This is a genomic window from Micromonospora sp. NPDC049230 (assembly GCF_040647875.1).
Lineage (GTDB): Bacteria > Actinomycetota > Actinomycetes > Mycobacteriales > Micromonosporaceae > Micromonospora.
On record NZ_JBEZCZ010000048.1, the window covers coordinates 37,152 to 51,621 of the forward strand.

Annotated in this window: 13 protein-coding genes and 3 tRNA genes; all 16 read left to right on the forward strand. The window is 68.8% G+C overall.

The features are described from left to right. The first annotated feature begins 363 nt into the window (after window positions 1-363). The 16 genes from AB0A95_RS29680 (at window position 364) to AB0A95_RS29755 (ending at window position 14,398) form a co-directional block, all read left to right on the forward strand. Entirely contained in the window at window positions 364-2,889 is a 2,526-nt protein-coding gene (locus AB0A95_RS29680) for a bifunctional diguanylate cyclase/phosphodiesterase (RefSeq protein WP_357559034.1), read from the forward strand. 93 nt (window positions 2,890-2,982) lie between these two features. Beyond that, window positions 2,983-3,055, forward strand: a tRNA-Thr gene (locus tag AB0A95_RS29685). Between the two features lie 24 nt (window positions 3,056-3,079). After that, a tRNA-Met gene (locus tag AB0A95_RS29690) sits at window positions 3,080-3,152 on the forward strand. A gap of 136 nt (window positions 3,153-3,288) precedes the next feature. Beyond that, on the forward strand, window positions 3,289-3,456 hold the full coding sequence (gene rpmG / locus AB0A95_RS29695; RefSeq protein WP_007073056.1) for a 50S ribosomal protein L33: 168 nt from the start codon (window positions 3,289-3,291) through the stop codon (window positions 3,454-3,456). Between the two features lie 125 nt (window positions 3,457-3,581). After that, window positions 3,582-4,028: a MaoC family dehydratase N-terminal domain-containing protein gene (locus tag AB0A95_RS29700; protein ID WP_357559035.1), complete on the forward strand. Its 447-nt coding sequence runs from the start codon at window positions 3,582-3,584 to the stop codon at window positions 4,026-4,028. 1 nt (window position 4,029) lies between these two features. Continuing rightward, complete coding sequence (locus AB0A95_RS29705; protein WP_357079457.1) at window positions 4,030-4,422, forward strand: MaoC family dehydratase; 393 nt, start codon at window positions 4,030-4,032, stop codon at window positions 4,420-4,422. Between the two features lie 129 nt (window positions 4,423-4,551). Then, a tRNA-Trp gene (locus AB0A95_RS29710) sits at window positions 4,552-4,624 on the forward strand. A 214-nt stretch (window positions 4,625-4,838) separates the two neighbouring features. Continuing rightward, complete coding sequence (gene secE / locus AB0A95_RS29715; protein ID WP_357559036.1) at window positions 4,839-5,231, forward strand: preprotein translocase subunit SecE; 393 nt, start codon at window positions 4,839-4,841, stop codon at window positions 5,229-5,231. A gap of 39 nt (window positions 5,232-5,270) precedes the next feature. Then, a complete protein-coding gene (nusG, locus tag AB0A95_RS29720) occupies window positions 5,271-5,993 on the forward strand; it encodes a transcription termination/antitermination protein NusG (protein ID WP_184178745.1) in 723 nt (240 codons plus the stop codon). 187 nt (window positions 5,994-6,180) lie between these two features. Next, on the forward strand, window positions 6,181-6,612 hold the full coding sequence (gene rplK, locus AB0A95_RS29725; protein ID WP_357079466.1) for a 50S ribosomal protein L11: 432 nt from the start codon (window positions 6,181-6,183) through the stop codon (window positions 6,610-6,612). A 78-nt stretch (window positions 6,613-6,690) separates the two neighbouring features. Continuing rightward, the gene (gene rplA / locus AB0A95_RS29730) at window positions 6,691-7,407 is read left to right on the forward strand and encodes a 50S ribosomal protein L1 (RefSeq protein WP_357079469.1); all 717 of its coding nucleotides are present in this window, start codon (window positions 6,691-6,693) and stop codon (window positions 7,405-7,407) included. Window positions 7,408-7,488: 81 nt separating this feature from the next. Continuing rightward, complete coding sequence (locus AB0A95_RS29735) at window positions 7,489-8,379, forward strand: ATP-binding cassette domain-containing protein (RefSeq protein WP_357559037.1); 891 nt, start codon at window positions 7,489-7,491, stop codon at window positions 8,377-8,379. Further along, complete coding sequence (locus tag AB0A95_RS29740; protein WP_357559038.1) at window positions 8,376-9,065, forward strand: hypothetical protein; 690 nt, start codon at window positions 8,376-8,378, stop codon at window positions 9,063-9,065. The genes AB0A95_RS29735 and AB0A95_RS29740 overlap by 4 nt, the downstream gene beginning before the upstream one ends. 340 nt (window positions 9,066-9,405) lie before the next feature. Further along, window positions 9,406-9,951: a 50S ribosomal protein L10 gene (gene rplJ, locus AB0A95_RS29745; RefSeq protein WP_238645346.1), complete on the forward strand. Its 546-nt coding sequence runs from the start codon at window positions 9,406-9,408 to the stop codon at window positions 9,949-9,951. 54 nt (window positions 9,952-10,005) lie between these two features. Further along, window positions 10,006-10,395 (forward strand): 50S ribosomal protein L7/L12, encoded by a 390-nt coding sequence (gene rplL, locus AB0A95_RS29750; protein WP_357559039.1) that lies wholly within the window; start codon window positions 10,006-10,008, stop codon window positions 10,393-10,395. A gap of 571 nt (window positions 10,396-10,966) precedes the next feature. Next, on the forward strand, window positions 10,967-14,398 hold the full coding sequence (locus AB0A95_RS29755; RefSeq protein WP_204942104.1) for a DNA-directed RNA polymerase subunit beta: 3,432 nt from the start codon (window positions 10,967-10,969) through the stop codon (window positions 14,396-14,398). The last annotated feature ends 72 nt before the right edge of the window (window positions 14,399-14,470 follow it).

Sequence of the window (14,470 nt, forward strand, 5' to 3'; positions counted from 1 at the left end):
CGGACGTTGTGCCTGCTCGGCCGAGCGGGTTGGCTCGCAGGTCGGTTGGCCTGATCGCGGGCGGGGAACTTTCCTGGCGGACGTCGCTGTGGCACCATCGTGGAATCTCCATCCCCGCACCGCCCCCTGCCGACAGGAGTTCCAAATGTCTGGTCGAAAGTTTGGCCGGCTGCGCACGGCGTCGATCGTCCTCGCCGCGCTGGCCGTTGGTGTCCTTGGCGCTCAACTTGGCAGTGGTTTCCAGTCCACGAAGATCGAGTGGGGTGCCCCCGCCGGCCACAGCGTTTCGGTTTCGAGTGGAGCGTCAAGCGTCGCTCGGTGACCCCGGTGCGGCGGCGACGTGTCCGATGACAGGGCGGTGCGGTGTCACCTAAGGCTGTCCGACGTCGTACGACTGAGCACGCCTGGCTGATCACGGCTCCTCTTGCCGGGATCGCCCTGGTGGGATCGCTGGTTCTCGCGTTGACGGTGCCGATCCGTTTCGAGGATTGGCCGACCGCTGTTGCGTTGCTGGTGGTGATGGCTGCTGCCGGGATACCAACGCTCAGCTTCGTCGTCCGCCGTCAAGCGGTGGTGGTGACCCTCCTTGAGATTCCACTCGTACTCGCCCTGTTTTGGCTGTCGCCGCTGCTCATGGTCGTCGTCGCTACGGCAGCCGAGCTCTTCACCCAGATTCACCGCGGTTACGCGCCGCCGAAGTTCTGGTTCAACGTCGCCCGGGCGGCTGCCGGATTCTCCGTCGCCGGGCTGGTGTTGGCCGCCATGCCGCCCCACGAGGGGGTGGGCCCGGCCACGTGGGGCGCAGTCTTCGCCGCTGTCGCCGCCAATGCGCTGATCAGCCTGGTGGCCGTGGTTGGCGTGATCACCCTCCTACAGGGCTGGCAGGGCACCCGGGAGACGACGAGCACGGCCATTCAGGTCCTGCTGACCACAGCGCTGAACGTCGCAGTCGGGATGATCATCCTCATCGCCCTGGCGACGACGCTCTGGTCGATTCTTCTTCTGCTGGCCCTGGCGGTGGCCGGCGTTCTGCTCTACCGCTCCTACTCGCAGTTCATTCGGCAGCACCGCACCCTGGGTGACATGTACGAGCTGACCCGGGCGATGAGCGAGGCGGGTCAGGACGGCAACCTCACGGATGCGCTGCTCGGCCGGCTCCGTTCCCTCATGCAGGCGGAGTACGCCACGCTGTGGCTTCCCGCGCAGGGTCGGCACCCGGAGGTCCTGCTGACCGCACGCCTGGACGACCGGGGCCTGCTCGACGTCGCCCCGACCCCTGCGGTGATCCGGGAGAAGACCCGTGCGTCGGGTCGGACGGTCGCGCTCGGTCGGGCCTTCGGCGGTGACCCGACGCTGCGGTCCGCGCTCGCCGACTCCAAGGTCAAGGACGTCATCGCGGTGCCCCTGCGTTCCGGGCAGGCGGTCATCGGCACGTTGGAGGTGGCCAACCGGCTCAGTGACGTGGGTCACTTTGCCCCGGCCGACCTGCCCATCTTCGAGACCGTCGCGGCGCACGCCGCCGTCGCCCTGGAAAATTCGCGGTTGGTCGACCGGCTTCGGCACGACGCCTACCACGACGCGCTGACCAGGCTGCCCAACCGTCGGCGGATCACCGGCGCGCTCGCCGAGTCCTTCACGATCGCTGCCCCCGGCGAGGTGGTGGCACTGCTGCTCTTCGACGTCGACGGGTTGCGTCAGGTCAACGAGTCGCTCGGTCACGCTGCCGGGGACAAGGTCCTCGCCGAGGTCGCCAGCCGGCTGCGGGCCAGCGCGCCGTCGTCGGCCCTGGTTGGCCGTGCCGGTGGGGACGAGTTCCTGGTGACGCTGCGGTTGGAGAGCGCGGAGGCGGCGCTCGAGTTGGCCGCCCAGCTACGCGACCAGATCCGTGACGAGATGGTCTTCGACGCGCTCACCCTCGACGTGAACACTGCCGTCGGGGTGGCCGTGCATCCCGATCACGGCAGCGACGCGGCGACACTACTGCTCAGGGTCGACCTCGCCGCTACGGCGGCCAAGTCGGTGCCGGGCAGCGTGCAGCTGTTCAACCCCGCCCTGGAGTCCCGGTCGTTGCGCCGGCTGGGTCTGGCTGGCGATCTGCGCCATGCCCTGGACCAGGGCGAGTTGGAGGTCTACTTCCAGCCCAAGGTGACTCTGCGGGACCGGCGCCTGGTCGGTGTCGAGTGCCTGGCCCGGTGGGAGGACCCGACGCACGGCACTGTCGCTCCCGAGGACTTCGTGGCGGTCGCCGAGCACACCGGCCAGTTGAGCCGGCTCACCGAGGTGGTGCTCCGGGAGGGGCTACGTCGCAGCCGGGACTGGGCGCTCGCCGATCAGCCGTTGCCCATCGCGGTCAACATCTCGGCCCGTACGCTCACCGACCAGCACTTTCCGGACCGGGTCCAGGAGTTGCTGACCGAGTACGGGGTGCCGGCGCAGCGACTGACCCTGGAGATCACCGAGGCGGGCGTGCTGGACGGCACCGACCGGCCCATTCCGACCCTGCGACGGCTGCGTGACCTGGGTGTCCGGCTGTCGGTGGACGACTTCGGCACTGGCGACTCGTCGCTGGCGCACCTGCGCCGCCTGCCGGTGCACGAGGTGAAGGTCGACCGTTCCTTCGTGCAGGGCATGGCGACCGACCCGGGGGACCTGGCCATCGTCAACGCCGTGGTGACCCTCTCCCAGCAGTTCGGCCTGGCGGTGGTCGCCGAGGGCGTGGAGAGTGAGCTGACCCTGGAGCTTCTCCAGGACATCGGCTGTGAGATCGGGCAGGGCTTCCTGTTCAGCCGGCCGCTGCCGTACGAGCGGCTGGCCGCCTGGTTCGGCGCCCAGGTCGAGCCGGAATCGATCTCCAACGGAGAGCTGCCGCGCCTTCGCGTCGTGCCCTGAGCAGGGCGTAGACGATCACCGGGGATCCGATTTCACCTGTCGAGCCAGGCCGTGTACTCTTACTTCTGCGCGCCCCACGGGGAGATCGCGCAGGCCCCCTTAGCTCAGTCGGCAGAGCGTCTCCATGGTAAGGAGAAGGTCTACGGTTCGATTCCGTAAGGGGGCTCGAGGGTTCAGCTGGACCCATCGCAGCGGTGTAGCTCAGATGGTAGAGCAAGCGGCTCATAATCGCTGTGTCGCCGGTTCAAGTCCGGCCACCGCTACTCTCGTCTTCCGGGCTCGTTGCCGGTGGTCGTAGAAAAAAATGGGCGCTTCTGGCGCCCACTTTGCATGTCCGCGCTGTCAGCGTCTAGGCTGGCGCGTCGTAGTTGTTTCCGTTAGCGAGGAAGGCACTCCGCCGTGGCGAAGGCTACCGATGTCCGGCCGAAGATCACTTTGGCGTGTGTGGAGTGCAAGGAGCGCAACTACATCACGCGCAAGAATCGGCGTAACGACCCCGACCGCATCGAGCTGAAGAAGTTCTGCCCGCGCGACGGTCGGCACACGGTCCACCGCGAGACCCGCTGACCCGTGGCTGGCCTCGTGCCGGCCGCTGTCCCAGCTTTCCAATCGCCGATCTGACCGGTGTGGTGCGGCTCTGCCGCAGCCTGCCGACCAGGTCGGCGATTGTGCTTTCCGTGTAGGTTCGCGGCATGTCCCTGGACCCTTCCTTCGTCGGCCGGACCTATCCGCCGACCGCCCCCTACCAGGTGGGCCGAGAAAAGATCCGCGAGTTCGCCGCCGCCATCGGCGCCACCGACCCGGCCCACCACGACCCGGAGGCCGCGCGGGCGCTCGGCCACCCGGACGTGGTGGCTCCGCCGACCTTCCCGGTGGTCGTCACGATGGCCGCGAGCCGCCAGATCGTCGAGGACCCGGCCCTGGGTGTGGACTACAGCCGCGTGGTGCACGGTGACCAGCGGTTCGCGTACACCCGGCCGGTGGTCGCCGGCGACGAGCTGGTCTGCGTGAACACCATCGAGGACGTCAGCAGCCGGGGCGGGCACGGCTTCCTGACCACGCGCACCGACGTGCACACCGTCGCCGGGGAACCGGTGGTCGCCGTCTGGTCGAAGATCGTCGTACGCGGGGAGGCCTGAGATGGAGTTGTCCGCCAAGACGTTCCAGGTGACCCGCGCGGACCTGGTTCGGTACGCCGGCGCGTCCGGTGACTTCAACCCGATCCACTGGAGTGACAGGTTCGCCACCGGCGTGGGTCTGCCCGGGGTGATCGCCCACGGCATGTTCACCATGGCGCTCGTCGGTCGGGCGGTCACCGAGTGGGCCGGGTCGCCGGACGCGGTGGTCGAGTACGGCGTGCGGTTCACCCGGCCGGTGGTCGTCCCGGACGATGACCAGGGGGCCGAGATCGAGGTCACCGCGCGGGTGCGTGAGGTGACCGAGGATGGGCTCACCCGACTCGACGTGACGGCGACCTGCGGGGGCGAGAAGGTGCTCTCGCAGGCCCGCGCGACCATCCGGACGACGCGCTGAGGCAGGCCCGCCACGCGAGGCGGAGAGACCGGTTGGGAAAGTCGGGCGGCTACCCGTACACTGGTCCGCCGTGGGGCAAGTGACCCCTGCTCGGTCGTCTGTGACCGCGTGGGGCGAGTGTTGCCGCACAGGGGTGTAGCTCAATTGGCAGAGCAGCGGTCTCCAAAACCGCAGGCTGCAGGTTCAAGTCCTGTCACCCCTGCGCCTCAGGCCTGACCGTTCCCGTGGGTCGCGCCGCCAGCTTGGCGGCGTCCGGCCCGTGGTGGTGGCATCGGCGGGGTGGTTCCGAGGCAATCGGGGCCCTCCGGATGATCCACCGGCCGCGGCCCGTCGCGGGACGGTTGGGCCCGGCCGGCGTGACCAGCGCCGCGTACGCCACTCGGCGTGCGACCCGAGATTCCGCGACGGAGGGCGAAGTGGCCGACAACAAGCGGCACGGCGAGGACGCCGGCGACGATCGTCTGGACGACGAGGTCGTCGACGAGGTTGCCGACGACGACGCCTCCAGCGCGGACGAGCCGGTCTCCCGGGGAGGCACCGCCACGCGGTCCCGCGCCCGGGCGGAGTCGGCGGACAGCCGGCCCACCACCCGGTCGGAAACCGGTCGGGTGGGCGTGTTCGGCCGCATCGCCCGGTTTTTCCGCGAGGTCGTAGCCGAACTGCGTAAGGTCATCTGGCCGACGCGTAAGGAGTTGCTGACCTACACCGCCGTGGTGGTGACGTTCGTCGCGGTGATGCTGACGATCGTTGGCCTGCTTGACCTCGGCTTCGCCAAGGTCGTGCTGTTTGTCTTCGGCAACTCGGACTGACCGGCTGCCTCCAGCCGATAGTGACGGAAGTGAGCGAGCGTGCCTGAGTACGACGAGACCGCCGGACCCGTGGACGAGCAGTCCACGGTCGCGACGGCGGCTGGTGACGAGTCGGTTGAGGCCGCCAGCGAGCCGGAGTTCCCCACGACTGAGCCCGCGCCGGACGAGGAGTACGACCCGGTCGCCGAGCTGAGGCAGAAGCTGCGCTACGCGCCGGGTGACTGGTACGTGGTGCACTCGTACGCCGGCTACGAGAACAAGGTCAAGACCAACCTCGAGACCCGGATCACGAGCCTCGACATGGAGGACTTCATCTACCAGGTCGAGGTGCCGACCCGGGAAGAGGTCGAGGTCAAGAACGGTAAGCGTTCGCAGATCCAGGCCAAGGTCTTCCCGGGCTACATCCTGGTTCGGATGGAGCTGACCGCCGAGTCCTACTCGTGTGTGCGTAACACCCCGGGCGTGACCGGCTTCGTCGGCGCGACCGACCGGGCCGACCGGCCCGCCCCGCTCTCCCTCGACGAGGTGCTGAAGTGGCTGGCGCCGGCCGTCGAGACCGAGCAGAAGAAGTCGAAGCCGGAGATCAAGGTCCTCGACTTCGAGGTGGGCGACTCGGTCACCGTCACCGACGGCGCGTTCGCGTCGCTGCCGGCCACGATCAGCGAGATCAACGCCGACCAGCAGAAGCTCAAGGTGCTGGTGTCGATCTTCGGTCGCGAGACCCCGGTGGAGCTCAACTTCAACCAGGTCGCCAAGATCTGACTGGTCGTCGGCGGCGGGCCCGGCCCGTCGCCGACGTCGGCGTATGCCCTCCCGCTCGACCTCGGCGGACGAGTGGGCTGCGGCCTGCGCTACTCTTGAATGTCGCCGCTGTCGCACCGCGCTGACCGTGCGCGCTCCGAGGGCGGCGACAGCCGCATTTTCCCAGCTCCAAGCCCCAGGAAGTGACATGCCTCCGAAGAAGAAGCTCGTCAAGACGTTCACGCTTCAGTTGCCGGCGGGCCAGGCCACGCCGGCGCCGCCGGTCGGCCCCGCGCTCGGCCAGCACGGCGTCAACATCATGGAGTTCTGCAAGTCCTACAACTCGCAGACCGAGTCCCAGCGGGGCGACATCGTCCCCGCCGAGATCAGCGTGTACGAGGACCGGTCCTTCACGTTCGTGCTGAAGACCCCGCCCGCCGCCCGGCTGCTGATCAAGGCCGCCGGTGTGCAGAAGGGCTCGGGCGTTCCGCAGAGCGAGAAGGTCGGCTCGGTCAGCCGCGCCCAGCTGCGTGAGATCGCCGAGAAGAAGATGGCTGACCTCAACGCCAACGACATCGCCCAGGCCGAGAAGATCATCGCCGGCACCGCCCGGTCGATGGGCATCACCGTCAACGACTGACGTCGGCCCAGGCCGTCGACCCGACAGTGGGAGGGCCCGCGCCGAGCGGCCCGCCAGAGACCACAGGAGTAATCAGCAATGCAGCGCAGCAAGAGCTACCGCAAGGCCGCCGATGTCATCGACCGGTCCAAGCTCTACACCCCCGCCGAGGCCGTGAAGCTGGCCAAGGAGACCACCAACGTCAAGTTCGACGCCACGGTCGAGGTCGCGATGCGCCTCGGCGTCGACCCCCGCAAGGCGGACCAGATGGTCCGCGGCACGGTCAACCTGCCGCACGGCACCGGTAAGACCGCCCGCGTGATCGTGTTCGCCAGTGGCGCGAAGGCCGAAGAGGCCGTTGCCGCGGGTGCCGACGAGGTGGGCACCGACGAGCTGGTCGCCCGGATCCAGGGTGGTTGGCTCGACTTCGACGCGGCGATCGCCACGCCGGACCAGATGGCCAAGATCGGCCGGATCGCGCGGATCCTGGGCCCGCGCGGTCTCATGCCGAACCCGAAGACCGGCACGGTGACCATGGACGTCACCAAGGCGGTGCAGGACATCAAGGGTGGCAAGATCACCTTCCGGGTGGACAAGCACTCCAACCTGCACCTGATCATCGGCAAGGCCTCCTTCACGGAGAGCCAGCTTGTGGAGAACTACGCTGCGGTGCTCGACGAGGTGCTGCGTGCCAAGCCGTCCGCGGCCAAGGGCAAGTACCTCCGCAAGGTCATCGTGACCTCCACGATGGGCCCGGGTGTCCCGGTCGACCCGAACCTGGTGAAGAACCTCACCGGAGACGCCGCCGAGGCCTGAGCCGACAGTTCGCTCCACCGGGGCGCCGCCACGACCGTGGCGGCGCCCCGGCGCGTCTGCGATGTGGCACCCTCTATCCCTATGCGGTTGGAGAACGTCTGGTTGCGGTACCACCGGCGCGGGCCGTGGGTGCTGCGCGGCGTCGACGTGCGGATCGACCCGGGCGAGGTGGCTGTCGTTCTGGGCCGCAACGGGGTGGGCAAGTCGACACTGCTCCAACTGGCCGCGGGAGTGCTCAGGCCGGGCCGGGGCCGGGTCACCGACCGTCCGGCACGGGTGGGCTGGGTGCCTGAGCGTTTCCCCGCCGACCAGCCGTTCACAGTGACCCGCTATCTGACCGGCATGGCCCGCGTGGCGGGGCTGCGCGCGGCGGCGGCCGACGAGGCGGTGGCCTCCTGGACCGACCGGCTCGGGTTGTCCGCCTTCCGCTCGGTCCGGTTGCCGGAGCTGTCCAAGGGCACCGCCCAGAAGGTGGGCCTCGCCCAGGCGATGCTCTGCCCGCCGGGTCTGCTGGTGCTCGACGAGCCGTGGGAGGGGCTGGACGCCGCCACCCGCGAGCTGGTTCCCGAGCTGATCTCCGAGGTGCTCGCCGCCGATGGTGCCGTGTTGGTCAGTGACCACCGTGGCGAGACGGTCCGGCTGCCGGGCGCGCGCCGCTGGTCGGTGGCCGAGGGGTCGCTGACCGAGGAGACGTCGTCGGCGGACGAGACGTTCGCGGTGGTCGAGGTCGCGGTGCCGACCGCACGGGTCGCCGGTACCGTCGCCCGCCTGCGGGCCGAGGGCCACCACATTCTTCGGGTACGCGCCGACGACTCCACCACCGCACCGCAGGCTCGACCAGCCGAGCCGCCGCGGGTGGCCGGTGCCGCCCAACCCGCCGAGCCGCCGCTGACGAGGGCCGGGGAGCCGACGGCGGAGCAGCCGGACGCCACGGGCGCGGTGGTCGAGCAGGCAGCGGGGGAGACCCGGTGATCGCCCTGGTGCGGATGCGGTTGGCCGGCTTCCTGCGGACCGGGCGGGCGCTGGCGCCGCTGCTCGCCGGCCTGGTCGTGCTCGGCACGCTCTACGGCGGCAGCCGAGCCCAGCCAGCGGAGGCGTACGGCGTCTCGGCCGTGGTGCTCTTCCCGGTGCTCGCCTGGCAGACCAAGATCCTGTTGGACGTCGAGCCGGACGTGCAGCGCCGGCTGGCCCAGGTGACTGTCGGGGTGGCCCGCGAGCGGCTTGCCGGGCTCCTCGCCGCCGGGGTGGCGGCGCTGGCGACGGTGACCGTCGCGCTGCTCTTCCCGTGGCTGGTCGGCGGGGTCACCGGCCCGGTAGAGCCGGGCGACCGGTCGATCCCGGTCGGGGTCGCGCTGGGGCTGTGGGCGCACCTGCTCGCCGTATCCGCCGCGATTGCCCTCGGTGCGCTGGCCAGCCGCGCGTCGGTGGGCGGTGCCGCGTACGGCGTCGCGGTGCTGGCCCTCGGCGGTGTCGGCGCGGTGGTGCTCGGCCTGAGCGGGTCGGTGGCGCCCTGGTTGGCACCGCCGATCATGGCCGCGGCCCGCGCCACCGCGGGCCACGCCACGGCGCTCACCCTGCTGGCGCTGAGCGGGTGGGCGCTGGCCTGGAGCGCGGCGGTCGTCGGCGGCTATCTGTGGCGACGGCGGGCGCACGGCTGAGCGGTGCCGGCGTCGGTGACGTGGCTCACCGGGTGCGATTTGGTGCTGGTGGCCGGGGCGCGTAGTCTTCAGTCGTCATCCGTGCTCTCATGGATGAGGAACCACCCAAAGACCGCTGGTCACCGTGCTTCGGCACGGTCGAAGGTCCCGCGACGACGGGCGACCCGCGTAGGGCGGCAAGCGTAACTCGGCAGTGCACACGGTCCGCCGACTGTGTCGATCTGCCGGCCCTCGCCCCGTGCGCCCTGCGCCGGGGCTTTTTCGTTGTCGTGCTGCCTCCGCCCCCGTTCCGGCTTCGGCTGTGACGGGGACCAGCCTCGAGTAACGAGAGAGGAGGGACATGGCGGACAAGCCGATCCGGGCCGACAAGGCCACGGCCGTCGCTGAGTTGACCGAGAGCTTCCGCAGCTCGGGCGCCACCGTGCTGACCGAGTACCGCGGTCTGACGGTTTCCCAGCTCACCCAGCTTCGGCGCTCGCTCGGCGCCGAGACCAGCTACACGGTCGCGAAGAACACGCTGGCGAAGCGTGCTGCGACGGACGCGGGCATCACCGGCCTCGACGAGCTGTTCACCGGTCCTACCGCGCTGACTTTCGTTTCGGGCGACGTCGTCGAGGCGGCGAAGGGGCTTCGCGACTTCGCGAAGGCCAACCCGAAGCTCGTCATCAAGGGCGGTGTCTTCGAGGGCAAGGCCATTTCCGCGGCCGAGGTCACGAAGCTCGCCGACCTGGAGTCCCGCGAGGTGCTGCTGGCCAAGCTGGCCGGCGCGATGAAGGGCAACCTGAGCAAGGCCGCAGCCCTGTTCCAGGCCCCGCTGTCGAAGACCGCCCGTCTGGCGGCTGCCCTGCAGGACAAGCGCGAGAAGGAGGGCGCCGAGGCGGCCTGAGGCCCCCACGGCGCACCAGTTCTTACTTAACAGAATCAGGAAAGGACGCCAGATATGGCGAAGCTCAGCACCGGCGAGCTGCTCGACGCGTTCAAGGAGATGACGCTGATCGAGCTCTCCGAGTTCGTGAAGCAGTTCGAGGAGACCTTCGAGGTCACCGCCGCGGCACCGGTCGCCATCGCGGGCCCGGGTGGCGGTGGCGGCGGCGCCGCCGCTCCGGTCGAGGAGGAGAAGGACGAGTTCGACGTCATCCTCGAGGCCGACGGCGGCAAGAAGATCCAGGTCATCAAGGTCGTGCGTGAGCTGACCGGCCTGGGCCTCAAGGAGGCCAAGGACGCGGTCGAGTCCGCGCCGAAGGCCATCCTGGAGAAGGTCAACAAGGAGACCGCCGACAAGGCGAAGGCCAAGCTCGAGGGTGAGGGCGCCAAGGTCACCCTCAAGTGACCTGACGTTCCACAGGCGCGTACCTGGCTCGTGAGCCGGGACACTATCGCGTCGCGGCGGGCGGTGATCCGACACGGATCACCGCCCGCCGTGTCTGTGCGGGCGGCTCCGACCCCGCTCTGAGCTGGCCTCGGACGGCTGCCACTGTCGATCCGAACGAGCGTGGCGGGTCGCCCTCCAGTGGGAAAGAACTGTCGACCCGGATACCGGCCCTTGACGCGGCCCCGGGCTGCCAGGCACGCTGACACCAGCAAGACACCGCGCTTGCGACGGCCACGACGTGGGTATGACAGCGGCGGCACCATCGGCCGTGTCGACCTGAGCGGCCCAGTGGGGACGTTGCGTTCTGAGCGGCCCGGCAGACCCCGGTTTACGGGGGCCGAGGCGCGTTCCGCAAACGACCTGCGGGGTGGGCTGGACAGCGGTTAGCCTCTCGGCTACACTGCTAGTTTGCGCTGCCTTCCGACTTGACCCCTGCTCGGAAATGTCCGTTTACGGATATTTCTGGTGGGGTCATTGGAGTGCACGCGTACCAGCCGTTCTGCAGCACCGGTCCTCGGAAGGACGCATCTTGGCAGCTTCCCGCCCTGCGAAGACCAGTCGTACGTCGAGCGCATTCGCTCCCCGCCGAGTTTCATTCGGCAGGATCACCGAACACCTCGAGGTCCCCAACCTCCTTGCCATCCAAAACGAGTCCTTCGACTGGCTCGTCGGCAACGAGGCTTGGCAGGGCCGGTCGGCGGACGACCCGCACGCACGCTCGGGTCTCGCGGAGATCCTTGAAGAGATCAGTCCCATTGAGGACTTCTCCGGCACCATGTCGCTCTCCTTCTCGGCGCCGCGCTTCGACGAGGTCAAGGCCTCGATCGAGGAGTGCAAGGAGAAGGACCTGACCTACTGCGCTCCGCTCTTCGTGACCGCGGAGTTCACCAACAACACCACTGGCGAGATCAAGAGCCAGACGGTGTTCATGGGTGACTTCCCGATGATGACGCCCAAGGGCACCTTCGTCATCAACGGCACCGAGCGCGTCGTGGTCAGCCAGCTCGTCCGGTCTCCGGGCGTGTACTTCGACAAGCAGCCGGACAAGACCTCCGACCGCGACCTCTCCAGCGTCAAGGTCATCCCGAGTCGGGGTGCCTGGCTGGAGTTTGACATCGACAAGCGCGACACGGTCGGCGTACGCATCGACCGCAAGCGTCGGCAGGCCGTCACCGTCCTGCTCAAGGCCATCGGCTGGTCGGCCGAGCGGATCCGTGAGCGGTTCGGCTGGTCCGAGCTGCTGATGACCACGCTCGAGAAGGACCACATCGCCGGCCAGGACGAGGCCCTGCTAGACATCTACCGCAAGCTGCGCCCTGGCGAGCCGCCGACGCGCGAGAACGCCCAGACCCTGCTCGACAACCTCTTCTTCAACCCGAAGAGGTACGACGTCGCGAAGGTCGGGCGCTACAAGTTCAACAAGAAGCTCGAAGTCGACGTGCCGATCACCACCGGCACGCTGACCGAGGACGACATCGTCGCCACCGTGGAATACCTGTGCCGGCTGCACGCCGGTGAGGACGGCTACGAGGCCGACGACATCGACCACTTCGGCAACCGTCGCCTGCGTACCGTGGGTGAGCTGATCCAGAACCAGGTCCGGGTCGGCCTGTCCCGGATGGAGCGGGTCGTCCGCGAGCGGATGACCACGCAGGACGTCGAGGCGATCACCCCGCAGACCCTGATCAACATCCGCCCGGTGGTGGCGGCGATCAAGGAGTTCTTCGGGACGTCGCAGCTGTCCCAGTTCATGGACCAGACCAACCCGCTGGCGGGTCTCACCCACCGGCGCCGGCTGAGCGCGCTCGGCCCGGGTGGTCTGTCCCGGGAGCGGGCCGGCTTCGAGGTCCGCGACGTGCACCCGTCCCACTACGGCCGGATGTGCCCGATCGAGACGCCGGAAGGCCCGAACATCGGCCTGATCGGCGCGCTGTCCACCTTCGCCCGGGTCAACCCGTTCGGCTTCATCGAGACGCCGTACCGGAAGGTCGTCGAGGGTCGGGTCACCGACCAGATCGACTACCTGACCGCGGACGAGGAGGACCGGTTCGTCAAGGCGCAGGCAAACGCGCGCCTGAAGGCGGACGGCACGTTCGCCGAGGAGCGGGTGCTCTGCCGTCGTAAGGGCGGCGAGACCGAGGACGTCCTCCCCGGTGCCGTCGACTACATGGACGTCTCGCCTCGGCAGATGACCTCGGTCGCGACCGCCATGATCCCGTTCCTCGAGCACGACGACGCCAACCGGGCACTGATGGGCGCGAACATGCAGCGCCAGGCGGTGCCGCTGGTCAAGGCCGAGGCGCCGCTGGTGGGCACGGGCATGGAATACCGGGCCGCTGTCGACGCTGGCGACGTGGTGGTCGCCGAGGTCGGCGGTGTGATCGAGGATCTCTGCGCCGACTACGTCACCATCCACCAGGATGACGGCCACCGCCGGACGTACCTGCTGCACAAGTTCCGCCGCTCCAACGCCGGCTCCTGCGTCAACCAGAAGCCGGTCGTCTTCGAGGGCGACCGCGTCGAGGCCGGTCAGGTCATCGCCGACGGGCCGTGCACCGACGAGGGCGAGATGGCACTCGGACGCAACCTGCTGGTGGCGTTCATGTGCTGGGAGGGTCACAACTACGAGGACGCGATCATCCTGTCGCAGCGCCTCGTGCAGCAGGACGTGCTCACCTCGATCCACATCGAGGAGCACGAGGTCGACGCTCGGGACACCAAGCTCGGCCCGGAGGAGATCACCCGCGACATCCCGAACGTCAGCGAGGAAATGCTCGCCGACCTCGACGAGCGCGGCATCATCCGGATCGGTGCCGAGGTCGTCCCCGGCGACATCCTGGTCGGCAAGGTCACGCCCAAGGGCGAGACCGAGCTGACCCCGGAGGAGCGACTGCTCCGCGCGATCTTCGGTGAGAAGGCGCGTGAGGTTCGGGACACCTCGCTGAAGGTGCCGCACGGCGAGACCGGCACGGTCATCGGTGTGCGCACGTTCTCCCGCGAGGACGGCGACGAGTTGCCGCCGGGTGTCAACGAGCTGGTCCGGGTCTACGTCGCCCAGAAGCGCAAGATCCAGGACGGCGACAAGCTCGCCGGCCGGCACGGCAACAAGGGTGTCATCTCGAAGATCCTGCCGATCGAGGACATGCCGTTCCTGGAGGACGGCACCCCTGTCGACATCGTGCTCAACCCGCTCGGTGTGCCGAGCCGGATGAACATCGGCCAGGTCCTGGAGACCCACCTCGGTTGGGTCGCCAAGACCGGTTGGAAGGTCGAGGGCGACGACGCCGACTGGAAGCGTCAGCTCCGCTCGATCGACGCGCACGAGTCCGAGGGGGACACCAACGTGGCCACCCCGGTCTTCGACGGCGCCCGCGAGGAGGAGATCTCCGGTCTGCTCGAGTCGACCCTGCCCAACCGGGACGGCAAGCAGCTGATCGGCCGCACCGGCAAGGCGCAGCTGTTCGACGGGCGTTCCGGCGAGCCGCTGCCCGACCCGATCGCGGTCGGCTACGTCTACATCCTGAAGCTCAACCACCTGGTCGACGACAAGATCCACGCTCGTTCGACAGGTCCGTACTCCATGATCACGCAGCAGCCGCTGGGTGGTAAGGCGCAGTTCGGTGGTCAGCGTTTCGGTGAGATGGAGTGCTGGGCGATGCAGGCGTACGGCGCCGCGTACGCCCTGCAGGAGCTGCTCACGATCAAGTCCGACGACGTGCTCGGCCGGGTGAAGGTCTACGAGGCCATCGTCAAGGGCGAGAACATCCCGGAGCCGGGCATCCCGGAGTCGTTCAAGGTGCTGCTCAAGGAGCTGCAGTCGCTGTGCCTCAACGTCGAGGTGCTCTCCAGCGACGGTGTGGCCCTGGAAATGCGCGAGACCGACGACGAGGTGTTCCGGGCCGCTGAGGAGCTGGGCATCGACCTGTCCCGGCGCGAGCCGAGCTCGGTCGAAGAGGTCTGAGGTGAGCGGTCGGGGGGGGGCGGGGCGGGGCCCCCCCCCCCCCACACCAACGAGGAAGGAAAAAGAGAGAAC

Excerpts from the sequence above, each read along its gene's own strand:
- AB0A95_RS29700 (WP_357559035.1), top strand. The coding sequence starts at position 3,582 with ATGTCCCTGGACCCTTCCTTCGTCGGCCGGACCTATCCGCCGACCGCC.
- AB0A95_RS29705 (WP_357079457.1), top strand. The coding sequence starts at position 4,030 with ATGGAGTTGTCCGCCAAGACGTTCCAGGTGACCCGCGCGGACCTGGTT.
- rplK (WP_357079466.1), top strand. The coding sequence starts at position 6,181 with ATGCCTCCGAAGAAGAAGCTCGTCAAGACGTTCACGCTTCAGTTGCCG.
- rplA (WP_357079469.1), top strand. The coding sequence starts at position 6,691 with ATGCAGCGCAGCAAGAGCTACCGCAAGGCCGCCGATGTCATCGACCGG.
- AB0A95_RS29735 (WP_357559037.1), top strand. The coding sequence starts at position 7,489 with ATGCGGTTGGAGAACGTCTGGTTGCGGTACCACCGGCGCGGGCCGTGG.
- rplJ (WP_238645346.1), top strand. The coding sequence starts at position 9,406 with ATGGCGGACAAGCCGATCCGGGCCGACAAGGCCACGGCCGTCGCTGAG.
- rplL (WP_357559039.1), top strand. The coding sequence starts at position 10,006 with ATGGCGAAGCTCAGCACCGGCGAGCTGCTCGACGCGTTCAAGGAGATG.